A 22638-nucleotide genomic window follows, 5' to 3' on the forward strand; every position below is an offset into this window, starting at 1 on the left:
GAGTGAGCTTCCCAGCCAGTTTGTCTAAGGTGGGGTAACAAACTGGAGGGAAGCTCTAGGGAAAAGTGTGAATTATCTTCTTACTTTAAATACGTTACGTTGTAGTTCTGCGCCAACGTTGGTGTTTTGGCGGATCACTCGGGATAGGGAGGTTTCTTCGACCCGAGCAATTTGCTCCTGATTTAAGTCATTTTCATACCAGAAACGATCACCATCTCGAAGCGCTTCAAATTGATGACGTAAGATGCGGAAGAAAGTTTCACCTACCATTGCGCCTGGAAATTTGTTTTCGGCTAATCCGCCTACCCAAAGGTCGATGTCGTTAACATTCTTGTAGGCTGAAGCAAGGCGCTGACGTAAGTCGGGTTTTGATGTGACCTGTGCGAATGACGTATAGCGAGGCAAGCCTAATGCTTGACGTGCATCATTTAACGAAGGTAATCCGTGATCTCTACCGCGCTGGATATTGAGAGAGACTAAATCGAATCCGCCGTTACCCGGTTCACCAAACAGGAAGTTGCGCACGTCGTCAATGACATAGGTATCTACGCCTTGGCAACGTTGAGAAGCCAGCCCTCTTAAGATGCTATCGATATCGTTTTCGAGGATCTCCTGTGGCGCGAAGAAGGCGCTACGCAGTGACAAATTGCCATTAGCGATAACATTAAAGTTGGCATCCAGACGCTGTATTTCCGGGCTAAGCAGGCTGTGCCCCAGACGGTAAGCCGCAGTGGAAAACTCATTGGCAATGCCTGCTTCAACGTTGGGCTTGTAACCTGAATAGGGTCTAAGTGCATCGCGACCCAGTAGCATGGGAATAAACTCTTTATAAGTAATGACCTGAATTTCAGCCGTGACCATTTTTCGAGCGCGTTGATAGATCTCTTCATCGCTTAAGCCCGGATTTCTTTGAGCTATATTGCTGGCGATACGATTATGCTCTCTAACGAAGAGGGTATGCATGGCGGTTAATCCAACTTGCTCGTTGGCTCTAACGTCGCCCGCTAAAAACAGGTTACTTCCGTTGCCACCGGCATTTGGCAAACCCTCTTCGTTAAAAGGCAAAAAGTTCCCGGCACTGGTTTTCAGTTTTCCGGTTCCATCAAGTGTTCTCAATGCTTGAGCTCTTTCCTGTGATGAACCGTACACGTTTGATGCATCGATCCACGCAGTAATTTCGTTTAGCTGTTGGCGTGGATTGCTGGCATTGGTCCCGGAGTTGGTATCGTAAATGGAACGGTTAAATGACATGGTCACTGTGCCGGTTGAATCGGGGTCGAAGTAAATATCTCCAGCAGGAACCGAGATATCTTCATGTTCGGAAGGGGATACACCCACCGTTAAATCAATGTCGTGATCCAGAAACTGTCCCCATTGCCAGAGAAAATCCGTTGCGCCTTTGCCGTTATATTGCTCATGGCTTTGAGTGAATACTATGTTGCTTATTTCACGAGGCGAACGGCGATTTTCCCCAGCTAGTGTTGAAACGCCATCACCATAATCAGCAAAGGTTAAACGGCGCAGTTGAATGCCGGTCGAACCCATTTCAGCGTTATTGATATTGTTGTTGCTACCATCAAAGGTGCGCATTTCAACATCGGTTTCTCTTTGCGGTGCGATTACAGCCTGACGTTCAATTCGACGAGCCGGAGAAGTATCGCTTTGTGGCAAGCGAAGTGCAGGTCTTTCATTGTTGGTGGTATTAACTTCTTGTGCCTTATCCTGAGCACTAGCGTTAATTGACATAATAGCGAGTGCTAACAAACTTATTTTCATTTGTGTACGCATAATTTTTCATCCTGTGTTGTTGTTCAAGCATATTGCTTATAACTCTCAAAACGGATGACGATTCACTTGGTTGACACAATGATCAAAAAAAATTTACATTTTTTATTTTTCATGAGGAAAAAATGAGAGCGGGAAAGGGCTTGGAGCGGGTATAATTTTTCTACTTATTTTTCGTCAGGCTCATTTTTAATCATGACATCTCGTCTTTTCCTGTTTTGCTCCTATCTGTTTTTATCACTATTCAATAAAGCCATTGCTCATGAACCCGCTTCGGCGACCTATTTGGGTAATGAAGCCGTGATGATAAAAGATGGAGATAGCAAAATTTTGTTTGATCCTTTTTTCCATAAGGATTACGGGCGTTTTCAGTTAGTACCCGAAAGCATGCATCACAAAATCATGCAGGGAGAGGCGCCTTATGATGGTATTGATGCTTTGTTTATTAGCCATGCTCATGGCGATCATTTTGATGTGGCTGACGTTATTCAGTACCTGAGCGCACACCCGGAAGTGGTGTTGATTGCTCCGCAGCAAGCGATTGATCAAATGTTGTCTCAAGGAATGGAACCCACGCTGTTGCAGCGTATTCGTGGGCAGAGTATGAAACCCGGTGACGAGCCTAAGCCAATCGAACTCGGCAATATTCACGTTGAAGTGATGCGTATTCCTCATGCTGGTTGGCCTTCGTGGCAGGATGTCGAAAACTTTATTTATCGGGTTACATTGAATGAACATGTGTCCGTGATGCACTTGGGTGATGCCGATGACAAACGCATGCATTTCCAGCCTTATCAGGAATATTTTCAGAAGCATCCTACTTCAATGGGCTTTCCACCTTTCTGGTTTTTTATGTCAGAGGATGGCTTGCATATTTCCGACAAGATGTTGAATACAGCTAAAAATATCGGGATCCATGTACCCCGGTATGTTCCTGAAGCGTTAAAGGAATCGGGTAAAGATTACTTTTCCGAACCAGGGAAAAGTATTTCAATACACGAAAATACAAAGGAGAATGGTACTGAATTGTGAATGCTATCTTCACAGATTGAAAATTTTTTCTCTTGTTTGTTTGAATTTTGTCAAATGCTTGTCTATATAAACTGGGCAGTATTTTTTATGGTTAATATTTTTACAGGACAGATAAGATGAAAATAAACATGAAGTATGTTTTATTCGGTGCAGTTCTGAGTGTAAGTAGTTTTTCCTATGCTTATTCCCAATGCTGCTTGCAGTTGTGTGCGAAGTTCAGTGGTTCTCCAACCGATTATCAGGAATGCTTGCGCACTTGCGTTGATACTGGCGGTTTTTGCTATTTGATGTAATTCAACGCAGTCTAATTTGAAATCCAATTCAGACAAAAAGCCTTGCTTTCACGCAAGGCTTTTTGTTTATGCGCCTTGGCAAATTTTACGGTGCAAACATTGCCGCGATAGCAATACCTAAAGGCGTTCCAACAATATAACCTGCCACCCCAGCCAATATGCCGGGTGTTGCCAGTGCTGGCCAGCCTCTGGCCATGGCTAAGGCAGGTGCAGTGGTCGCGCCTAATATTGCCGCATTGGAAGCCGTGATCAGCTCAGGCAATGATAGGGCGAACAGATTCTTATGAGGATTTGCCGACGTTTTCTGGGCTATTTGAGATATTAAACTGCCAAGCCCTAATACAAAGATAGCGTGAATTAATAGAATGATACTCACAAAGGCCAATAGTATTGGGGCTACGTTAATCAGTTTTGTGATGTCTGCTCCTGCCGCGATGGCTGCAAAAAAAGCAAAAGCGAAAACCAGTCCCAGCGTTTCTGCTCCATGCATTTTCGCCGTGTGCTTGGGGAAGAAAGTGGCAGGAATAATGGCTAAAAAGGTGATGAATACATAACGTAAGCGCGAAACATCGAAGTTATCGGTTAGGGTGTCTAACCAGGCCACCAAAATATCGGAAAGGGCGACGACCGAGAGGGAGAACGTCAGTGCTGCAGCAATACTGAATCCTGTTACCTCACCTTTTACTTCTTTTTTATTGAGAAATTCTGCTTGCTGGTGGTTGCGCTCTGCGTATTTAGACATCAACCATTTAGAGGCTGGTAATATGGCTAATCCAGCTAAAAACAAAGCGCTCATTAAGTTATCTACAGCCGTTGCCGCAGAGATAATATTGGCATCGTCAAACCCGGTCGACTGGATAACTGCTGCGTAGTTAACTGAGCCGCCGGTGTATGTAGCAGTGAATATGCCTGCCAAATCGCCTTCTCTGGCTCCCAGATCCAGTAATTGAACTCCCACAATCGCGCCCACCGATGTGCCAATACAGGCAAGTACAAAGGCAATGCCGACACGGCCACTTTCAAAGAGAATACGTTTGATATTGGCGTTAATTAAAAACAGTGGAATCAGTGCAGGAACCAGATATTTAAATACGAACCCGTAAGCTGGCGCATCTTTGGGAATGAGTCCAATATTGGAAGCAACGATAGCGCCAAGGATTGACCATACGGTTCCGGTGACTAATGCTCCCCAAGGTTTTCTTTCTGCCCAAAAGCCAAAGAATGCAATGGCAAAGAGAGCGGCTGCGACAGCAAAGTGTTGGTCTGCCGGTATTAAACTGATTTCTGTCATGGCGATCCAGTCTTCATTATTGGTTATTATTCTTGGAACGAGATATTAAGCCATGCTGGGCGTTATTTTTCTATAGCTCCCGTAAATTTGATTGACTTAGTATAAAACTGTGCCACTGTTTAAAAACCGACCTGTTTAGAATTGGAATCCAGAGGTAAAGACGATGAATAAAGAACAGCGGTCGCATTCAGTCTCATTGCATAGAGGTACTGAGCATTCGGATGCGCAGAACCGACAACACCAACGATCGCAGTCTATGAGCTTGCATCGAGGCTCTCAACAAATAGGCGCTCATCAAACTGGTTCTCAAGAAGCGCAACGACAAGGGGCTCACGATGCTGCGCCGCCTCCACCTGCCAATAATTGGCAGAGAAGACATTTAGATAATCCACCTGTAGCTCCACCGCGGGAACACGTCATGTTTATTCACGGTACAGGCGCGAAAGATAGAGCCTTACAAAATCCGGGCTATGCGAGACCTGAAAGTGAATTTGCGCATTTAGCCAAGTCACATTATGGCTCTAAAACTACATACAGTACTTTCGCATGGAGTGGTGCGGCTACGTCAAAAGCTCGGGAAAAAGGAGCCACTGAACTACTGCAAAGTATTCGAGATTTCAAAGCAAAGCATCCTGATACGAATGTGAATCTCATTGCTCACAGTCATGGAGGAAATGTTGCGGGTAGGGCATTGCAACAAATGAACGAAGGTGAATCGGTTTCTTCTGTCATGCTATTGGGAACGCCGCAGTTCAGAAAAGGTGGACAAAATACCGTGTGGAATAGCGACGCCATTGCACACGTTCAAGGTGATATCCATAACGTTTATTCGCGTAATGATAGGGTGCAAACCCACTATGCGGGAGTGGGAAACAACACGAACATCTTTAGAACGGCTAAGGATAAGAAGACCACGAGTGGTATTACTCAACGTACTCACGCTAATCGTCGTATTGAATCGACTGATCCGAAAGTGAAAAATATCAATGCCACTAATGTTGTCCCGAAGGGGAAAGCGTTAGCGACCAGTCATAGATATTACGTTCCGGATACATTTAGTGAGATATCGGGTCAGGTCAAATCTGGTATGGCAGATGCGCAACGTTCAAGAAAGGGCAGTCTGATATTGCCGCCTAAAACTCAGAAGTAATGTGCTTGTGACGATTACAAGCACATCGTTTGAAGGGGATTTCTAAGGCTTTTTACTCTGTACCAGAAATAATTTGAACCTGAGCTATGTCGGTATCGCCTTTTATGACTTTGTAGATGCCATCTTGAATCAAGGTTCTCATGCCATCTTTGGTTGCCTGGGCTTTCATGTCGGAAACCGACGCTTCCTTATAGACCAAAGCTCTCAGTTCTGGCGTCATCGTGAGTAGTTCATGGACGCCTGTTCTTCCCTTGTAACCTGTGCCGCCACAAGTATCGCAACCTTTGCCTCTATGCAGCATTAAGGGCGAGGGCAAATTCAGTTCTTTTAGGTGCTCTTCACCGTACTGGCGCTTGATAAAGCCAATGTCGGTTTCGCTTGCCTCATAGGTTTCTTTGCAATCAGGGCAAAGGGTACGAATTAAACGTTGCGCCAGGATACCGACACAGGCATCGGAAAAGTTCACCGGATCCAGCCCCAAATCCAATAAACGGGTAATGGTTTCTGGTGCGGAGTTGGTATGCAGGGTTGATAATACCAAGTGACCTGTAAGAGAAGCTTCTATACCAGCGTGTGCGGTTTCTTTGTCACGCATCTCACCGATCAGGATAATATCAGGGTCGGCACGCAAAAAGGCCCTTAAAGCACTGGCGAAAGTGAAGCCAATTTTAGGGCTGACTTGCACTTGTTGTAATCCGGGCTGGGTGATTTCCACCGGATCTTCTGCCGTCCAGATTTTCTTTTCCGGCGTATTCAAATAACCCAGTACCGCATGCAATGTGGTGGTTTTACCAGAACCAGTCGGGCCTACAACCAGCAAAATACCATGGGGTTTTTTCACCATGTTTTGCAGGTTTTCCAAATTGTGCGGGCTCATATTCAGCTTTTCGATGGGCATTGCACCACCGGCAGCCAAAATACGCATAACCACACCTTCACCTGCAACGGTCGGAATGGTGGCAACACGCACTTCAACGGGTTTGCCTTGCATTCTAAAGGCGAGCTTGCCGTCTTGAGGCACACGCTTTTCAGCAATGTTCAAGTTCGACATAATTTTGATACGAGCAATAACGGCACTGTGGTGCGACGCCGGTACTTGGGTGATGTCTCGACAGACACCATCCACACGCATTCTGACCCGTGTCGGCGCGTTCTTTTCTGGGTCGATGTGAATATCAGAGGCATCCATACGTTTGGCGTCGTGCAAGATCCTGCTTACAAGGCGCACTACAGCAGGGGCATCGTCGGAAAGCTCATCGGATTGCTCATCAAATTCATCGGCACTGGTGCTAATCTCATCGAGGATTTCATCCATTTCGCCGGGGCCTCGGCTGCCGCCAGTGGCTTCGCCCAAGTATTGCAGTATGTCATTGGGCAAACCTGCGGAAATTTCATAGCTATCTATGCCCAGAGCGCGCTCTACTTCCATCAGAAGCGCGGCATTATTGGGCTCAGCCATTAACACGACGGGATTTTCTGCGGCATCGGCAATAACCGCGACCAGATTGCGTTTTAAATAAGACAGGTTAAGTCGGCTTTCACCCTGGTACAGATGATATTTGTCGGGCAAATAACTTAAGTAAGGGACTTGATAATGAACCGACAGAGCGTGGCCTATTTCTTCTTCTGCCACTCGATATTCTGAGGTTAGACGCTGAATGATTTGTCGGGAATCTTTGCTGCTTTCGAGTAATTGGTTTAGTTCCGCTTCGCTGATCAGATTACGATGAATCAGATATTGAAACGGTTGCTTGGTGCCACCCAGTTCAAAGCGGAATTTGTTGCCAAGCATATCGGCGAGTTGTCGAGCGAGTTCCAGATCCTTGTCGTTAAAGTCGCCTTTCTGTTTATTGATAAACTGAACGACGCCCATCAGAACGTCTGCGTTTAGTATGGGAACGCAAAGGATATTGCGAGTGGTGAAAGAACTGGATTTATCGAATTTGTCTGCAAACTTTAAGCGAGGATGTATCTTACTAAGCTCTTGTGCATCGTAAGGGTCGCTTATCACTAACGGAAGTTGGCTTAACGCGACATAACCCGCGATAGATTGAGGGCTAATCGGTACTTTGATTTCGCGAATTTCGTTTCCGGTTTTAAAACGAGCCACTAAATCCTGGTGTTGACGGCGACGCTGGAAAATACTCATACGCTCAACCTGGAATAGCTTTAACATCAGCGGTTCCAGCTTCTGGTAAGCATCCATGAGTGTTTCATGCTCTTCCAGATAAGTGTCTATCTGACTAAGAATTTCATCCTGTGAATTGGCTTCAGTTAACATCATTTCATCCATAAATTCTGTTTATCAAAGAAGCGCATTTCCGTCTGACAAAAGCGAACGGCTCTTGAATAATTTGAGTATTTGTTTGATGCATATATCGACGGACTACGTACACTTTAATATCTCGGCTTAGTATCTAATATAGCGTATGGCGAGTGTTTTAATCAGGTTAAATACACGCTATTTCACCACCAGGAGTATGACTCCTCGAATAAATCTTCCTGAAATATAACAGCATTTTCCTCTGTGATTAAAGCCACTCTTGAAAAAGAAGAGGAAATTCTGTTGTCAAACTGGCACTAATACTTAATCAAATCTGGTGCTAAACATTCCCGTTGCTTTCGATAGGATTAAAACTTAACCGATCTGTTTGCTCATATTTAAAACGAAAATGGATCAATTAATGACAAGGTTTGGAAACGATCACTATCGGTATAGGGATGACTTATTAAGCTCAATAGTCTCTGGGATTCGCTAATGCGATCGGTTAACAAGTAAAAATAATAATCATGGTATATGAGAGCGACTCTCTCGTATCACTGTTTAAAACAAATGTTGACGGTTCGCGAGGTATTAAAATGAAAAAACAGCGACTTCTACTATCTGTAATGATGGGGTTAGTGAGTTGTAGCACCTTAAGTGCTCCTATATTCGAAGAAGATTTTGAAAATGGCGCCAGTGCCTGGACTATTGGGGGTACTGGGGATTCTGGTGTTGTCAGTAAATCCGGTAGCCTTATGTTGAATTTGGCGAATACGGCTTCGGCAACTACTCAGGTAAGCACCACAGGTCAGAGCGACATTGTTATTTCTCTTGAGATGATGGCTGCATCGTTGGAAAGTGGGGAAACCTGTGTTGCGGAAGCTAAAGGCTCGGCAAACTGGGTGCTACTGGGGCAGCTAAATAATGGTCAGGATAATAGCGAGCGCAATTCGTTTTCTGTGTCGAATGGATCGTTTGACAATACTCAATTAACTATTCGTTTACGCGCAGGGGGCAATATCAACTCTGATGATTGTTACTTTGACAATATTAGCGTGGAGCCGATTTCAGGTGGTGTCCCAAGAGCCGAAGCCACTTATGCTCAATTGATGAGTAGTGCTGCTCAAACCTATTCTACTTCTGCCTTTGCGCCTAATGGCACTGGAATAACTGCCAACACGTTTGAAGGACGCTTGCAGATTTCGGGCAATCCGGTATTCCAGAAAAATTACGGTGTGACGGGGGATTTACCTACTGGCTATCAAAACTGGCCTTTGTTCGACAAACAGTTCGTTCAGGATGGTAATCGTTTAATCCCGGTTGATCGTGGGCATGGTTTCATCGGCAATGGTGCCTGGTCTATTACTGCTGGCGTCGGTGCTGTATGGGATGAAGCTGCTGATAACGGCTATACCCGAGCGGCATTTCCTTACACGCTGAAGCAAAACAACACGAATTGTGAGCATAACGGCTTGGCGACCTTCTTATTTAAAAATGACGGTTCCATTTCTAATGTTCAGGTACAGAATGTTGCTGAAACCTGTATTTTCTATGGCTTTGAATTTTATGGTGCGCTAAACGGTACTTACACGGCACAAACTATTGCTACCAAGGCTGATGTGGTTTCTGCAAGAAATGCTGAAGAAGCCGCTCGCATTCCTACTAAGCCTCTCGCCGATTTAGCGGTGGATTATCCTAGGGTTAATTTGAGTAACTATGGATATGCGATCGCCCCTGCAGACTTAAACGGCTATAGCGTGTTGGTTAATGGCACCAGTTATATGGATGGCTGCGGTACGCGTTATGGGTCGCATCCTTATTGTAGTGAAAAAACCATTGGTATTTATTCTTTCACCAAGTCGATCCATGCCTTTATGGCGGTTGCGGCTGTTGAAAAGCGTTATCCGGGATTTAAAAACCAGCTGATAAAAGATCTTGTGCCTGAGTGCAGTGATAGTCGCTGGAATGGCGTAACGGTTGAACATGCGTTGGATATGGCAACAGGCAACTACACCTCAAACCGTTATGAAGTGGATGAAGGAAGTTCTGCCATTGTGTCGGGATTCTTTGAGCAATCCACTCGAACTGCACGAGCCGACTTTGCTTGTAATGGCTGGCCTAAAAAGACGACACCAGGAACCTATCACGTATACCACACCACCGACACTGAGTTGGTAGGCTATGCGGCGGCGAAATATGTTAATAACCGTCAGAGTGGGGAAGCTTTCAATGACATTCTGGTTCCTATCTATGATCGCATCGGTCTGAGCCATTACATTCGCGGTATTCAACGCACTAGCGATACACTTGATGCCTGGGGTGGATATGGGCTATCTCTGACCCTAAACGATGTGGTTCGTATTGCGCAATACTTGCGAGATGAAGCGGCAAGTGCAGGGGATCTCGATGCCACTATGGTCAATGAAGTGTTAAGTGGCGCGAGTAAGGGGCTGTATGCTCAGTTGACGAACTTCAATTATGACAATGGCTTCTGGCGTTACCATGCTGGCGCAGCGACAGCGATGAGTGCTTGTGGTAGTCAAACTCAAATTCCCATTATGTCGGGATATGGTGGTCATACAACGGTGATCATGCCCGAAGTTATCATTACTCAGCTTACCGATGGTGGTGGTATTGGCTTTGTGAATACGATTAATGATGTGTTCAATAATATCAGTAGTGCTTGTCCGGTAAACTAAGCATTCCTGAGACGTTTTAATCACAGTTACAAGGCGCTGGTTCAGAAACGAAGATTATCTTCGACCCCTTTCTTCTGGAGCAGCGCCTTTCTGCTTTTGTTCCTTTTATATCTCTTCCCCTTTATGTCTTTTTATAGACTTCCTCTCGTAGCCTTAATCCTGTTAAAAATAATCGTAAAGCGTACTTGCATAAAATATACACGTGCGTATAATACGCGCCCACTGCACTGTCTAACTTACAGTTTAGTGCCGTTTTCCCACTCAGTTATTTATGTAAATAGGTAAGTGTAGGCAGGAAAACGTATACAACAGGACCCCGATTGGGGGTCAACGTTAATCACGCATTCTCACCCCCGGTGTATGGGTAGGTTGAGTATGTATTTTTTTGTTCTTTTTCGCTTGGAGCTTTGGTCGATGGCAAATCAAAGAATTCGTATTCGCTTAAAGGCGTTTGATCACAAGTTGATCGATCAGTCTACTGCAGAGATCGTAGACACTGCCAAACGTACCGGTGCGCAAGTTAGTGGGCCTATCCCATTACCTACGCGCAAAGAGCGCTACACAGTTTTGATTTCTCCTCACGTGAATAAAGATGCACGTGATCAGTATGAAATTCGCACTCACAAGCGTTTGGTAGACATCATTGAGCCTACCGACAAAACAGTGGACGCATTGATGAGATTGGACTTGGCAGCCGGCGTTGATGTTCAAATCAGCTTAGGCTAACGAGAGAGGGTGTAAATAATGGCGATTGGTCTTATCGGTCGTAAAGTGGGCATGACTCGCATCTTCACTGAAGATGGTGGTTCTGTTCCAGTTACTGTTATTGAAGCGACACCTAATCGTGTTACTCAGCTTCGTACAGAAGAGACTGACGGATACAGTGCTTTGCAGGTAACTGCAGGTGCTAAAAAAGCAAACCGCGTAAACAAGGCAGAAGCTGGACACTATGGTAAAGCTGGTGTTGAAGCGGGCCGTGGCTTGTGGGAATTCCGTTTGGCTGGTAACGAAGGCGAAGGCATTGCGGTTGGCAGTGAAATCACTGTTGAAATCTTCAACGATGCTAAAAAAGTAGACGTTACAGGTACTTCAAAGGGTAAAGGTTTCCAAGGTGCAATTAAACGCTGGAACTTCAGTGGTCAGCGTCAAACGCATGGTAACTCTTTGTCTCACCGCGCTCCTGGTTCAATTGGTCAAAACCAAACACCGGGTCGCGTATTTAAAGGTAAGAAGATGGCAGGTCAAATGGGTAACAAACAGGTGACTGTGCAATCTTTGGAAGTCGTTCGCGTTGACTTGGAAAACAACCTTCTTTTAGTTAAGGGGGCTATTCCGGGTGCAACTGGCGGTGACGTCATCGTTAAACCTGCTGTTAAGCTGTAACGTCGGGAGATAGATGATGGAATTAGCATTAAAAGATGCGCAAGGCGCACTTGAAGTTTCAGAAGCTACTTTTGGACGCGAGTTTAACGAAGCGTTGGTTCATCAGGTAGTTGTTGCTTTTGCTGCTGGTGCTCGTCAAGGCACTCGTGCTCAAAAGACTCGTTCTGAAGTAAGCGGTGGCGGTAAGAAGCCTTGGCGTCAGAAAGGTACAGGCCGTGCTCGTGCAGGTACTATTCGTAGCCCAATCTGGCGTACTGGTGGCGTAGCTTTCGCAGCTAAGCCTCAAGATCACAGCCAGAAAGTAAACCGTAAAATGTATCGCGGCGCGATCAAAAGCATCTTGTCTGAATTAGTTCGTCAAGAGCGTTTGGTAGTTGTCGAAAACTTTAGCGTTGAAGAGCCTAAAACCAAGGCTTTGTTAAGCAAGCTTAACGCGCTGGAGCTTAAAGATGTATTAATCGTAACTCCGGAAGTTGATGAGAACTTGTTCTTGTCTGCACGTAACTTATACAAAGTTGACGTTCGTGATGTTCAAGGCATTGACCCGGTTAGCTTGATTGCTTTCGAAAAAGTTTTGATGACTAAAGAAGCTGTTAAGCAATTAGAGGAGGCGTTGGCATGATAAACGAAGAACGTCTACTTAAAGTTATCCTTGCCCCACACATTTCGGAAAAGGCGACTTTATCTGCTGAGAATAACAACACTGTTATTTTCAAGGTATTGAAAAACGCTAACAAAACCGAAATTAAACAGGCTGTTGAGAAGTTGTTCGAAGTAGAAGTTGATTCTGTTCGTACAGTCAACACCAAAGGTAAAGTTAAGCGCCATGGCATGAGAATGGGTAAGCGTAGCGATTGGAAAAAGGCTTATGTGTCTTTGAAAGATGGTCACGATATCGATTTCGTCGGTGCTGGCGAGTAATAGGGGGCTATAGAGATGGCATTAGTTAAAACTAAACCAACTTCGGCAGGTCGCCGTCACCTTGTAAAAGTGGTGAACCCAGACCTTCACAAAGGCGCCCCTTACGCTCCTTTGGTCGAGAAGAAAGGTAAAACTGGCGGTCGTAACAATAGTGGTCGCATTACTACTCGCCATATCGGCGGTGGTCATAAGCAACACTATCGTTTGGTTGACTTCAAACGTAACAAAGACGGTATTCCTGCGAAAGTTGAACGTTTGGAATATGATCCTAACCGCTCTGCAAACATCGCTTTGGTGTTGTACGCAGATGGTGAGCGTCGTTACATTTTGGCTGCTAAAGGCATGAAGGCTGGCGATCAGGTTCAGTCTGGTGCTGGTGCGCCTATTAAAGCAGGTAATACTTTGCCAATGCGCAATATTCCTGTTGGTTCTGTTGTTCACGCAGTAGAGATGAAGCCGGGCAAAGGCGCTCAAATGGCTCGTTCTGCTGGTGCATACGTACAGATTCTAGCTCGCGAAGGTGCTAACGTAACATTACGTATGCGCTCTGGCGAGGTACGTAGAGTTCCTGCTGATTGCCGTGCCACCATTGGTGAAGTTGGTAATGCAGAGCACATGCTACGTTCATTGGGTAAAGCTGGTGCCAGCCGTTGGCGTGGTATTAAACCGACAGTTCGTGGTGTTGCCATGAACCCGGTTGATCACCCACATGGTGGTGGTGAAGGCCGTACCTCTGGTGGTCGTCATCCGGTATCTCCGTGGGGTAAACCTACTAAAGGTGCCAAGACCCGTAAGAACAAGCGTACTGATAAGTCTATCGTACGTCGTCGTAACAAGTAATAGCGAGGATTCACCATGCCACGTTCTCTCAAGAAAGGTCCTTTTATTGACCTGCACTTGTTGAAGAAGGTAGAGGCTGCAGTGGAAAATGGCGACAAGAAGCCAATTAAAACTTGGTCTCGTCGTTCTATGATCATCCCAGATATGATTGGGTTGACCATTGCGGTCCATAACGGTCGACAGCACGTTCCAGTTTTCGTATCTGACGAAATGGTTGGCCATAAATTGGGCGAATTTGCGCCAACGCGTACTTATAAAGGCCATGTGGCCGATAAGAAAGCTAAGCGATAGGGGGAGACAATGGAAGCATTAGCAACTCATCGTCACGCTCGTACTTCAGCTCAAAAAGCGCGTTTGGTAGCAGATCAAATTCGCGGTTTACATGTTGAAAAAGCGTTGGAAGTGTTGGCTTATAGCCCACGCAAAGCATCAGCTCTGGTTAAGAAAGTTCTAGAGTCTGCAATCGCTAACGCCGAGCACAACGAAGGTGCCGATATTGACGAGTTAAAAGTCGCCAAGATTTTCGTCAATGAAGGCCCAACAATGAAACGCATTAAGACCCGTGCTAAAGGCCGCGCTGATCGTATTTTCAAGCGCACCAGCCATATCACGGTAGTAGTCGCGGATAACTAGGAGTAGATAATGGGACAGAAGGTACATCCTACGGGCATACGCCTGGGTATCAGCAAACCATGGACTTCTACCTGGTACGCTAATACTAAAGAGTATGCCGACAACCTGTATTCTGATCATCAGGTTCGTCAGTATTTGACCAAGAAATTGAAGAACGCTTCTCTTTCCAAAATCGTTATCGAGCGTCCTGCCAAGAGCATTCGTGTGACTATTCACACTGCTCGCCCAGGTGTTGTTATCGGTAAGAAAGGTGAAGACGTAGAAGTATTGCGTAAGCATGTATCTAATTTGGCGGGTGTTCCTGCTCAAATTAACATTGCTGAAGTACGCAAGCCTGAGTTGGACGCACAATTGGTAGGCGATAGCATCGCTAGCCAGCTAGAGCGTCGTGTTATGTTCCGTCGTGCTATGAAGCGTGCGGTACAAAACGCAATGAGACTAGGCGCTAAAGGTATCAAAGTGGAAGTAAGTGGTCGTTTGGGCGGTGCAGAGATTGCACGTACTGAATGGTATCGTGAAGGTCGTGTACCTTTGCACACTTTCCGTGCTGACATCGACTACGCAACTTCTGAAGCATTGACCACTTACGGTATCATCGGTATCAAAGTGTGGATCTTCAAGGGTGAAGTATTGGGTGGCTTGCCTACTCAACAAGAGCAACCTGCTCAACCTAAGAAGAAACAGCGTTCTGGAAAGAGAGGTAGCTAATCATGTTACAACCTAAAAGAACGAAATTTCGTAAGCAACATAAAGGTCGTAACCGTGGTATCGCGGTTTCCGGAAGCAAAGTAAGCTTCGGAACGTACGGTCTTAAAGCGGTTGCTCGTGGACGTATGACTGCACGTCAAATCGAGGCAGCTCGTCGTGCGATGACTCGTCACGTTAAACGTCAAGGTAAAATCTGGATCCGCGTATTCCCAGACAAACCTATTACTCAAAAGCCTTTGGAAGTACGTCAAGGTAAAGGTAAAGGTAGCGTTGAATACTGGGTTTGCCAGATCCAACCTGGACGCATGTTATACGAGATGGAAGGTGTGCCAGAAGAATTGGCTCGCGAAGCATTCGGACTTGCAGCTGCAAAACTGCCGTTTAAGACCACATTTGTAACTCGGACGGTGATGTAATGAATACAGCTGAATTAAGAGAAAAGAATGTTGAAGAATTGAACGCTGAGTTGAAAAACTTGCTGCGTGAACAATTCAGTCTTCGTATGCAACACAGTACTGGTCAGTTGGAAAAAACCAACCAACTGAAAGAAGTGCGTCGTAATATCGCGCGTGTTAAAACCATTCTGACTGAGAAGGCAGGTGCGCCTTCTACTGGAGTGTAAAGTGACTGAGCAAAACATTCGTACGGTCCAAGGTCGTGTGGTAAGCAACAAGATGGATAAAACTATCACTGTTGCTGTTGAGCGTAAGGTGAAGCACCCTATCTACGGTAAATTCATCAAGCGTACAACTAAACTGCACGCTCATGACGAAACTAATCAATGCCAAGAAGGTGACGTAGTCACTATTCGTGAATGTCGTCCTCTGTCCAAGTCTAAAAACTGGATGTTGGTTGACGTTGTAACTAAAGCATAAGTTAGTTGCTGTTAAGCTTTAAAAAACGCCACTTTAGTGGCGTTTTTTTATGCTTCCTGTTGAGCTTCAAGCAGTGATTCTGAAGGTATCTTTCGTTGTGGGCAGGGCAACATGATCTTTATTTCACCTTCAACAAATCCTTTTACTTCCTGAGTTAAACAGTAAAACTGTTGTCTTATTTTTCGGACACTACCATCCTTAATGGTAAAGTTGAGCGTTTCTGTCTGTCCGGTCAGGATCATGCGTTTATATTTCACATCCTGCCTGGCGATAATCCAGTTAATCAATTGAGATTTCAGCCACTTCTTATCAACGTTTAATGGGAATGTTCCCAATTCCGAAATTTTAGCGATAAGCAAAAAAGCGCCTTCAAAAATGGCTTCTGTCATTTGAATGCCGGAAACGTAATGCATGTCGTCAGTGACTTTATGGAAAACTGGGAACACAAAATCCACGTCCATAGAGTTGTCGCCCAGATAATGAATGTCGCGAGTTAGCACTTTGTTGAGATTGTAACGAACCCGGTCAAAGGTATCTTTTATAAGAGGGTCTTGCCATGCTTGCTCGTTTTTCATCTGATCTCCATTAAGGAAATTGTTGTGCATCAGGATCGTCATTATGACAATTTGCGAAAATAAATTCTCACCCACTTTGGTAAATATCAGTCACTCCATAAGTTCTTTTTAATATATCTGCTGCTCTATAACTACCTTGGCGTTATATCATTCGTGCTTGCCTCATACTCAATCAGCATAAACAACCTGTTATAAACCAAATGTCTAATACATGAATTCCGACATGCAGGCTCTAATATTTTGTCGTGATACGGGTTTTACAAACCAATGCTGGATTTCATTCTTTATTTTGATATTGATCGCGGATTGTTGATTCGTCACCATGGCTATGGGAGTTTGCCTGCATAGACTGCGAATTTCTGAGACAAATTGCGATCCTGAAATACCCGACAACGACTCGTCTGTAAATATCAGGTCTACGCTAGCTATCTTCTCTTTGCATAGTGATAAAGCGCTGTTTCCATCACCACAAACCGTGACTTGACACCCCAACTGTTTGAAATAGGTTTCATAAATTTGTGCCAGTGACGCATTTTCTTCCACAATAAGCACATGCTTGTCAGATATTCCGACCGAGTGGTTCATTGTCTGGTTTTCCTGTTCATCGATATCATCCAAAACCGGAATGTCGATATGAAACTGCGTCCCTTCTCCTGGTGAGCTTTCAACATATATTTTTCCAGAATGGCGATTAACGATTCCCTTAACAACCGACAAGCCTAATCCCGATCCTTGCCCCGCTGGTTTGGTAGTGTAAAAAGGCTCGAATATTTGAGACATGTTTTGCACAGAAATTCCCCGGCCGGTATCACTAACACTTAATCTAATATGAGGAGAACCATACATATTTTCCTGTAAAGCATGCAGTTCAATATGAATATGACCAGGGCTATTGCCTAATTCCTGTATTGCGTTTGTACATAAGTTAAAGATGATTTGCTGGATTTGTGCGTCATTTGCTAAGGCATGAATAGGTTCATGAGGCAGATCACAGTCCATGGTAATGTGCTTGGGAAGATTGGTTACTACCATTTTTAGCGCCGAATTAACAACCTTTGAAAGTTCTGTTGTTGTCAAGGTAAAGCCATCAAGTCGACTAAAAGCAAGAATTTGATTTACTAGAGCAGAAGCGCGTTCAGTCGCACTTATCACACTATTAATATGTTCCTTTTCGTCAGCACTTTCTGAGAACTTCGAACTTAATAATTCCGAGTTAGCCAGAATAATTGCCAGAATGTTATTAAATTCATGGGCGATGCCACCCGACAAGGTTCCTAGCGCTTGCATTTTTTGAATTTGTTGCGCTTCCTGTTCGCGGCGTTTTTTCTCTGTCAGGTCTTTGATTATCGCCCATGCTGCAACCAGATTTCCCTGATGATCTAATAAAGGCCAACATTGCAAAGAAACCGGGATAAGAGAACCATCTTGATGAATGTATTCCTTCTCGAACTCTTCGATATAACCTTTGGTTGAGAGCTCTTCTATGACCAGCGAGCGTTCAAAATCGTGCCATTTGTCCGGGGTAATACTCCAAAAAGTACGGCCTATCAACTCATGAAGCTTGTAGCCGGTAAAGTTTGCAATCGCCTCGTTGCACTGGCGTATTGTGCCGCAAGGTAAATCAACCACCATGACACCATCAGACAAGGAATCGAATAGTGCCTGATAACACTTTCCTGCGATTACGTCGTGGTGAGTGACATGATGCTCTGGCAATACCTCATCATGCGATATCACCACAGCCTGAATATGATGAGCTTGTAAAAGCGGCGTTACCCGCATTTGAAATCGTGTTTGAGTAAGCTGGCATATGAAATCCATATCAAAGCCCATGCGAGAACCACTCAATACTGACTTGATACCTTGATAAGCATGATGAGCATTACTGCCATTCAAGCGTCTATAAACATCGAAGTAATTGTTTTGACGTTTGATGTCAGCACTGAAAATAGAATGGCTTTGGGTGTACTCAGTCCAGTTGGCATTGCTGCAAATAATTCTGCCATCATGAGCCACAAGCACAACAAGACCCGACATGGAGTTGATGGAATGATATTGTTCTTCAGTCAGCGCTGCTAAATCTACGGATGTCGTAGCGCCTCTGTTTCTGGTGGATTTTTGCACTTTTTCATTGCTTTTATTGTTACAGGCTCGAAAAACATCACCTGGCTGCTGTTAAGCAGCTTGTTTACGCACCTATCCCACCAAGGATTCACCGATATTATTTTCCTTTAAATTTTCAGCACTTATTCTTATTTTTCTTTTGCATTTCGACTCAAATGTTTTATGTAAAACGCTTTGAGTAATAAATGTGCCGATAAATTTTATACACGAGTATGGGCAATAATTTGAGATTTCGCGAGTGATTAGAGTAAAAAAAATACAATATCGAGATAACTATTTGAAAAATGATTGGTTAATAATTTATGTTTCACAACTATTTAAAAAATAGTTGGAGAAAGGTTGGTATTTTTTCTATCTGGAAATATTATTCTCGATGTAAGTGTGGACAAGCAATTTCTTGGTATGTCCTGAAATGTCTCTTATTTTGTCGGAGGATATGACAGTTGGCTTATCTCCTGGATGCCCAAAAAAACATTATTATTTTGTCTCAATATCATTCCATTGGGCGCATGCAATATTCCGTTGATACTGTAATTGAACGTGAAGATGTCTCTCGCTTTCATGCTGTTATTGAGTGGAGAGAGCAAGGTTGGGTGCTCAAAGATGTTAGCAGTAATGGCGTTTGGATTAACCAGATCCGTGTGCAAAAGAACGAGCTTGTCCCTCTTAAATTAGGCGCTCAGATTAGTTTCGGAAACAATAAAAGCCCTGCTTTTCTTTTCGCTGATGATGCCGCTCCTGAAGATGTGTTGTTTCTATACGACACGCACTTGGCTAAACCTGAGCAGAGCCGAGTTATCGCACTTTATCCTTATCATCTTTTACCCGACCAGCAATCCCCCGAAGTGGTTTTGTATAAAAATGACGACATCTGGTGGGCGGAAAAAATGCAAGGCGGAGAGCTACAAAAGCGCCGCTTGAAAGATCGAGACCTAATTTCAATCCAGGGTGTGCGTTGGCAGTTAAGGGTTGGCACGTCAAATGACCAAACCCGACTGGTTGATACAACAAATAATAGATTTGAAGAATTGCTTGCCGAATTTAATGTCAGCCAAGATGAAGAAAGTATTCAGTTAATGGTGATAAAAGGCGCTAATCAGATCGATTTGAAAGTGCGAAATTACCATTATCTCTCTTTGTATCTGGCAAGACGCAGGGCTTCTGACCTTGAAAAAGGATTCACGCCATCTGAGATGGGCTGGGTATATGTTGAAGAAGTCGCAAAAGATCTGGGGCTGGAAGAAACCACCATTAATCTTCATGTTCACCGAGCCAGAAAACAGTTTGTGAATTCTCTTAATGCAGTGAATAACGCGGTTCATTTTATAGAAAGGCGTCCATCCCAATTACGGTTGGGGGGGATGAAATACAGGATCTTAAAGGCCGATAGACTGGAATGTGAGATTCCTGTCGAAACCACTTCGCAGCTTGTTTCCTGATGCCTGACAGCACAATAAACATGCCTGATATTGCAGGGTATCGGATCTTGTCGCTTATTGCCCAAGGAGGAATGGGCAAGGTCTACAAAGCGGTGGATGAAAATATCCAGCGCCCTGTTGCTGTCAAGCTTCTGCAGTCTGAGTTATTGTATTTATCAAAAACCGATGCCTCCCTGATCCAGGACGAAGCCAGAGCGTTGGCTCAGGTCAATCATCCCAATGTAATGCAGGTCTTTGAATTAGCTGAATATTCTAATGGATTTGCGATAGTTGGTGAATATATTGATGGAACGTCCTTAACGGCACTGCAAACCGAGAAAGTGCTCACATTAGAGCACAAGTTGGGCTTATTGAAACAAATCGCTGACGGTATGCAGGCTGTTCATGACGCAGGATTGATGCACGGCGATCTGAAAGCGTCTAATGTGTTGGTGAATAACGCCGGGCAAGCCAAAGTGATTGATTTTGGCTTGGCATTTCAATTTGCCGCACCTGGTAATGCATCAATCTCATCGCAACACTATAGTCTTGTTAACATGGCTCCTGAACAGTGGAAGGCGGTATTAGATACATCTGATCCTTCATCTGAACAAGTCGCCAAACCCGTATCCAAGGCTGCGGATGTATTTGCTTTTGGTGTTTTAGCCTATGAGCTGATTGCGGGCTATTCCCCTTACGGTACTTCTGATGTGCAAGCATTGAAGGAACGAGTGACCCGCGGTCAGTTTTCTGATGCTTGCGATATCTACCCTAAACTTCCCCAGGCAATTTCAGATCTACTAAACCAACTTTTGCAGACAGAACCTGAACATCGCCCCGGCTCATTTTCCGTTATTAGTGATTGTATACAACGTAGTTTGCAAGGGATGGTGACTGCCAAATTGCTGGAACAACAAACCGTAACGCTTGATTCTTCGCTTAAAGAGAATAAGGCTCAATCTGCTGCTCAAGCAAGGGCAAAGAGCTTGCATTTGGGGATTGCGAGTGTTTTGTTTTTTGCACTGTTGATGAGCGCGGCGGGTTTGCTGTTTTGGCCTCAAGAACCTTTTGATGTGGTTGCTGATGAGCCTCATTATGTGGCTGTATTGCGCCCGAAAGTGCTCGTTTCTGAACTGCCGGATGCACAGCAGCAAGTTTTGGTTGCTGCAATGGATGACACATTACGCCAATCGGTTATTCGAGGCCGTAATACGCAATTATTACCACAAAGTGAATACCGTTCAGATAGCCTGACAATTACTGATATTGTTATTCAGACCTCGGCAACAGAGGTTGTTCAGCCTGAAATGCAATGCTTCGATGCATACTGCGATATTACCCTCAAAGTGTTTCGTGACGGTGATTGGCAAAACCCTCAGTTATCTTCCTGGGTAATGCAAACTTATGCACTGGGGGAAAGTATTCTGGAATTACAATCGGTGTTTGCGCAATTGCTACCCGAAGTCGCTTCTAGCATTACTGCAACAGGAATAGAAATCGCTGACGTGGATTATCAGGCGTTTCTGAGCATTTATATTGATGTCTTCTTCAAGGGTGATGAATCTCGTGAAAACTTGCGACGTTTACAAGTTTTGCTAGAAAAAGCGCCGTCTTTGTATTCGGCTTACAGCCTTTATCGTCGTATCGCTTTGTACCTCTATCGTAGTGAAAATGATGGTGTGCTGCTGGATAGTCTAAAACAGGTATTGAAACGGGCGCCGTCGGCGTATCGGAATAGCCTGCAATTCACTATTGATATGCTCTGGATTGCTTTGTATCAGGACGACAGGCAAGGAGCGGAGGAATTGCTTAAGCAAGCGAGAAATAGAGGAGCTGATACACTCACACTTGCAGAGCTTCGTGCCAGTTATTTTCTCGAGAATGAGCAACCTGAGCAGGCGATTGAACACTATCAGCAAGCATTGGCATTGCGCTTTAGTGCCAATAATCAGTTTAATCTGGCGCTGAGTTATTGGTATTTGGGTGAATATGAAAAGGTCGTTGAATCACTAAAGAAATTGATCGCGATCACTCCCGAATCGTATCAAGCTTTACAGTTACTCGGTTCGGTCTATTTGGTGCAAGGGCAATTAGAGTTAGCCATTGAGGTTCTAGCCCCGTTAACGGTTAAAACGCCGCAAAGTATGGATTTAAATAATCTGGCAATTGCCTATTCCTTAAAAAGGGAATTTCAATTAGCTCAAGCGGCAGCCTTAAGTTCTGCGAAATTAAGCCCAAATATGCCGTCCGTAATATTCAATCTGGCTGATATAGAGTGGTATTTGGGTAACATTGCGCAAGCCCAAACCTATTATCAGGAGGTGTTACAAAAAGTAGGGGAAGACGATTCATTGAGTTCGCTATTGTTAAAGGCTCAAGCTTGGGCGCATTTGGGGGAGCCGCGAAAAGCGATTACCATGCTAAATCAGGCCAATCAATTAGTGCCAAATAATGGTGAAGTGGCTTTTATATCCGCGCTTGTTTACGTGCAAATTAATGAGAAAGTGTCATCTGTGGCGAAAGTGGAACAGGCGCTTAAAGAAGGGGTTGGCGAGGTCTGGTTTAACCTTCCCTGGTTTGATGAACTATGTAGTAATGTCGATTATCGTTCCCTGTTTAAGACTCCGCCAGATTCTTGCCGATAAGTG

Annotated in this window: 22 protein-coding genes; 17 read left to right on the forward strand and 5 right to left on the reverse strand. The window is 44.6% G+C overall.

All coding sequences use genetic code 11. The features are described 5' to 3' along the window. Positions 1 to 72: 72 nt before the first annotated feature. Entirely contained in the window at positions 73 to 1788 is a 1716-nt protein-coding gene (locus tag KIH87_RS02655; RefSeq protein WP_232359998.1) for a peroxidase family protein, read from the reverse strand. A gap of 192 nt (positions 1789 to 1980) precedes the next feature. On the opposite strand from KIH87_RS02655, the gene KIH87_RS02660 reads away from it, so the two are divergent. After that, positions 1981 to 2817, forward strand: coding sequence for an MBL fold metallo-hydrolase (locus KIH87_RS02660; protein WP_232359999.1), 837 nt, complete (start codon positions 1981 to 1983; stop codon positions 2815 to 2817). Between the two features lie 116 nt (positions 2818 to 2933). Further along, positions 2934 to 3110, forward strand: coding sequence for a hypothetical protein (locus tag KIH87_RS02665; protein WP_232360000.1), 177 nt, complete (start codon positions 2934 to 2936; stop codon positions 3108 to 3110). Between the two features lie 85 nt (positions 3111 to 3195). Here KIH87_RS02665 and KIH87_RS02670 read toward each other — a convergent pair whose 3' ends face one another. Continuing rightward, on the reverse strand, positions 3196 to 4401 hold the full coding sequence (locus KIH87_RS02670; RefSeq protein WP_232360001.1) for a DUF819 family protein: 1206 nt from the start codon (positions 4399 to 4401) through the stop codon (positions 3196 to 3198). A 163-nt stretch (positions 4402 to 4564) separates the two neighbouring features. Between KIH87_RS02670 and KIH87_RS02675 the strand changes: the two genes are divergently transcribed. Then, a complete protein-coding gene (locus tag KIH87_RS02675) occupies positions 4565 to 5551 on the forward strand; it encodes an esterase/lipase family protein (RefSeq protein ID WP_232360002.1) in 987 nt (328 codons plus the stop codon). Positions 5552 to 5603: 52 nt separating this feature from the next. Here KIH87_RS02675 and KIH87_RS02680 read toward each other — a convergent pair whose 3' ends face one another. Next, positions 5604 to 7757, reverse strand: coding sequence for a GspE/PulE family protein (locus KIH87_RS02680; RefSeq protein ID WP_232361414.1), 2154 nt, complete (start codon positions 7755 to 7757; stop codon positions 5604 to 5606). A 653-nt stretch (positions 7758 to 8410) separates the two neighbouring features. Between KIH87_RS02680 and KIH87_RS02685 the strand changes: the two genes are divergently transcribed. From KIH87_RS02685 to rpsQ, 12 genes are all read left to right on the forward strand, one after another. Then, positions 8411 to 10513 carry a serine hydrolase family protein gene (locus KIH87_RS02685; RefSeq protein ID WP_232360003.1) on the forward strand — a complete coding sequence of 701 codons (2103 nt, stop codon included), beginning with the start codon at positions 8411 to 8413 and terminating at the stop codon, positions 10511 to 10513. Between the two features lie 414 nt (positions 10514 to 10927). Further along, complete coding sequence (rpsJ, locus tag KIH87_RS02690; protein WP_232360004.1) at positions 10928 to 11239, forward strand: 30S ribosomal protein S10; 312 nt, start codon at positions 10928 to 10930, stop codon at positions 11237 to 11239. A gap of 18 nt (positions 11240 to 11257) precedes the next feature. Continuing rightward, entirely contained in the window at positions 11258 to 11896 is a 639-nt protein-coding gene (rplC, locus tag KIH87_RS02695) for a 50S ribosomal protein L3 (protein WP_232360005.1), read from the forward strand. A 16-nt stretch (positions 11897 to 11912) separates the two neighbouring features. Beyond that, the gene (rplD, locus tag KIH87_RS02700) at positions 11913 to 12518 is read left to right on the forward strand and encodes a 50S ribosomal protein L4 (RefSeq protein WP_232361415.1); all 606 of its coding nucleotides are present in this window, start codon (positions 11913 to 11915) and stop codon (positions 12516 to 12518) included. Further along, positions 12515 to 12817 (forward strand): 50S ribosomal protein L23, encoded by a 303-nt coding sequence (gene rplW / locus KIH87_RS02705; RefSeq protein ID WP_232360006.1) that lies wholly within the window; start codon positions 12515 to 12517, stop codon positions 12815 to 12817. The genes rplD and rplW overlap by 4 nt, the downstream gene beginning before the upstream one ends. 15 nt (positions 12818 to 12832) lie before the next feature. After that, on the forward strand, positions 12833 to 13657 hold the full coding sequence (gene rplB, locus KIH87_RS02710; RefSeq protein WP_232360007.1) for a 50S ribosomal protein L2: 825 nt from the start codon (positions 12833 to 12835) through the stop codon (positions 13655 to 13657). Positions 13658 to 13672: 15 nt separating this feature from the next. Next, the gene (gene rpsS / locus KIH87_RS02715; RefSeq protein WP_232360008.1) at positions 13673 to 13948 is read left to right on the forward strand and encodes a 30S ribosomal protein S19; all 276 of its coding nucleotides are present in this window, start codon (positions 13673 to 13675) and stop codon (positions 13946 to 13948) included. Between the two features lie 9 nt (positions 13949 to 13957). Then, positions 13958 to 14290: a 50S ribosomal protein L22 gene (gene rplV / locus KIH87_RS02720; protein WP_232360009.1), complete on the forward strand. Its 333-nt coding sequence runs from the start codon at positions 13958 to 13960 to the stop codon at positions 14288 to 14290. Between the two features lie 9 nt (positions 14291 to 14299). Continuing rightward, complete coding sequence (rpsC, locus tag KIH87_RS02725; protein ID WP_232360010.1) at positions 14300 to 14998, forward strand: 30S ribosomal protein S3; 699 nt, start codon at positions 14300 to 14302, stop codon at positions 14996 to 14998. Positions 14999 to 15000: 2 nt separating this feature from the next. Beyond that, complete coding sequence (gene rplP, locus KIH87_RS02730) at positions 15001 to 15414, forward strand: 50S ribosomal protein L16 (RefSeq protein WP_232360011.1); 414 nt, start codon at positions 15001 to 15003, stop codon at positions 15412 to 15414. Continuing rightward, positions 15414 to 15620: a 50S ribosomal protein L29 gene (gene rpmC, locus KIH87_RS02735; RefSeq protein ID WP_232360012.1), complete on the forward strand. Its 207-nt coding sequence runs from the start codon at positions 15414 to 15416 to the stop codon at positions 15618 to 15620. Before rplP ends, rpmC begins: the two co-directional genes overlap by 1 nt. Positions 15621 to 15672: 52 nt before the next feature. Next, complete coding sequence (rpsQ, locus tag KIH87_RS02740; protein ID WP_232361416.1) at positions 15673 to 15873, forward strand: 30S ribosomal protein S17; 201 nt, start codon at positions 15673 to 15675, stop codon at positions 15871 to 15873. Between the two features lie 47 nt (positions 15874 to 15920). Here rpsQ and KIH87_RS02745 read toward each other — a convergent pair whose 3' ends face one another. Both KIH87_RS02745 and KIH87_RS02750 read right to left on the reverse strand, forming a co-directional pair. After that, positions 15921 to 16448, reverse strand: coding sequence for a hypothetical protein (locus tag KIH87_RS02745; protein ID WP_232360013.1), 528 nt, complete (start codon positions 16446 to 16448; stop codon positions 15921 to 15923). A 204-nt stretch (positions 16449 to 16652) separates the two neighbouring features. Then, on the reverse strand, positions 16653 to 18572 hold the full coding sequence (locus KIH87_RS02750) for a hybrid sensor histidine kinase/response regulator (RefSeq protein ID WP_232360014.1): 1920 nt from the start codon (positions 18570 to 18572) through the stop codon (positions 16653 to 16655). Between the two features lie 443 nt (positions 18573 to 19015). Between KIH87_RS02750 and KIH87_RS02755 the strand changes: the two genes are divergently transcribed. Both KIH87_RS02755 and KIH87_RS02760 read left to right on the forward strand, forming a co-directional pair. Next, entirely contained in the window at positions 19016 to 20011 is a 996-nt protein-coding gene (locus KIH87_RS02755) for an FHA domain-containing protein (RefSeq protein ID WP_232360015.1), read from the forward strand. A gap of 20 nt (positions 20012 to 20031) precedes the next feature. After that, entirely contained in the window at positions 20032 to 22635 is a 2604-nt protein-coding gene (locus tag KIH87_RS02760) for a serine/threonine-protein kinase (protein ID WP_232360016.1), read from the forward strand. Positions 22636 to 22638 lie beyond the last annotated feature (3 nt).

Origin of the sequence: Paraneptunicella aestuarii, assembly GCF_019900845.1 — a bacterium.
Classification (GTDB): Bacteria; Pseudomonadota; Gammaproteobacteria; order Enterobacterales; family Alteromonadaceae; genus Paraneptunicella; species Paraneptunicella aestuarii.

Coding starts and splice junctions, on each gene's coding strand:
- KIH87_RS02655 (WP_232359998.1), bottom strand. CDS start 1,788: ATGCGTACACAAATGAAAATAAGTTTGTTAGCACTCGCTATTATGTCA.
- KIH87_RS02660 (WP_232359999.1), top strand. CDS start 1,981: ATGACATCTCGTCTTTTCCTGTTTTGCTCCTATCTGTTTTTATCACTA.
- KIH87_RS02665 (WP_232360000.1), top strand. CDS start 2,934: ATGAAAATAAACATGAAGTATGTTTTATTCGGTGCAGTTCTGAGTGTA.
- KIH87_RS02670 (WP_232360001.1), bottom strand. CDS start 4,401: ATGACAGAAATCAGTTTAATACCGGCAGACCAACACTTTGCTGTCGCA.
- KIH87_RS02675 (WP_232360002.1), top strand. CDS start 4,565: ATGAATAAAGAACAGCGGTCGCATTCAGTCTCATTGCATAGAGGTACT.
- KIH87_RS02680 (WP_232361414.1), bottom strand. CDS start 7,757: ATGGATGCTTACCAGAAGCTGGAACCGCTGATGTTAAAGCTATTCCAG.
- KIH87_RS02685 (WP_232360003.1), top strand. CDS start 8,411: ATGAAAAAACAGCGACTTCTACTATCTGTAATGATGGGGTTAGTGAGT.
- rpsJ (WP_232360004.1), top strand. CDS start 10,928: ATGGCAAATCAAAGAATTCGTATTCGCTTAAAGGCGTTTGATCACAAG.
- rplC (WP_232360005.1), top strand. CDS start 11,258: ATGGCGATTGGTCTTATCGGTCGTAAAGTGGGCATGACTCGCATCTTC.
- rplD (WP_232361415.1), top strand. CDS start 11,913: ATGGAATTAGCATTAAAAGATGCGCAAGGCGCACTTGAAGTTTCAGAA.
- rplW (WP_232360006.1), top strand. CDS start 12,515: ATGATAAACGAAGAACGTCTACTTAAAGTTATCCTTGCCCCACACATT.
- rplB (WP_232360007.1), top strand. CDS start 12,833: ATGGCATTAGTTAAAACTAAACCAACTTCGGCAGGTCGCCGTCACCTT.
- rpsS (WP_232360008.1), top strand. CDS start 13,673: ATGCCACGTTCTCTCAAGAAAGGTCCTTTTATTGACCTGCACTTGTTG.
- rplV (WP_232360009.1), top strand. CDS start 13,958: ATGGAAGCATTAGCAACTCATCGTCACGCTCGTACTTCAGCTCAAAAA.
- rpsC (WP_232360010.1), top strand. CDS start 14,300: ATGGGACAGAAGGTACATCCTACGGGCATACGCCTGGGTATCAGCAAA.
- rplP (WP_232360011.1), top strand. CDS start 15,001: ATGTTACAACCTAAAAGAACGAAATTTCGTAAGCAACATAAAGGTCGT.
- rpmC (WP_232360012.1), top strand. CDS start 15,414: ATGAATACAGCTGAATTAAGAGAAAAGAATGTTGAAGAATTGAACGCT.
- rpsQ (WP_232361416.1), top strand. CDS start 15,673: ATGGATAAAACTATCACTGTTGCTGTTGAGCGTAAGGTGAAGCACCCT.
- KIH87_RS02745 (WP_232360013.1), bottom strand. CDS start 16,448: ATGAAAAACGAGCAAGCATGGCAAGACCCTCTTATAAAAGATACCTTT.
- KIH87_RS02760 (WP_232360016.1), top strand. CDS start 20,032: ATGCCTGATATTGCAGGGTATCGGATCTTGTCGCTTATTGCCCAAGGA.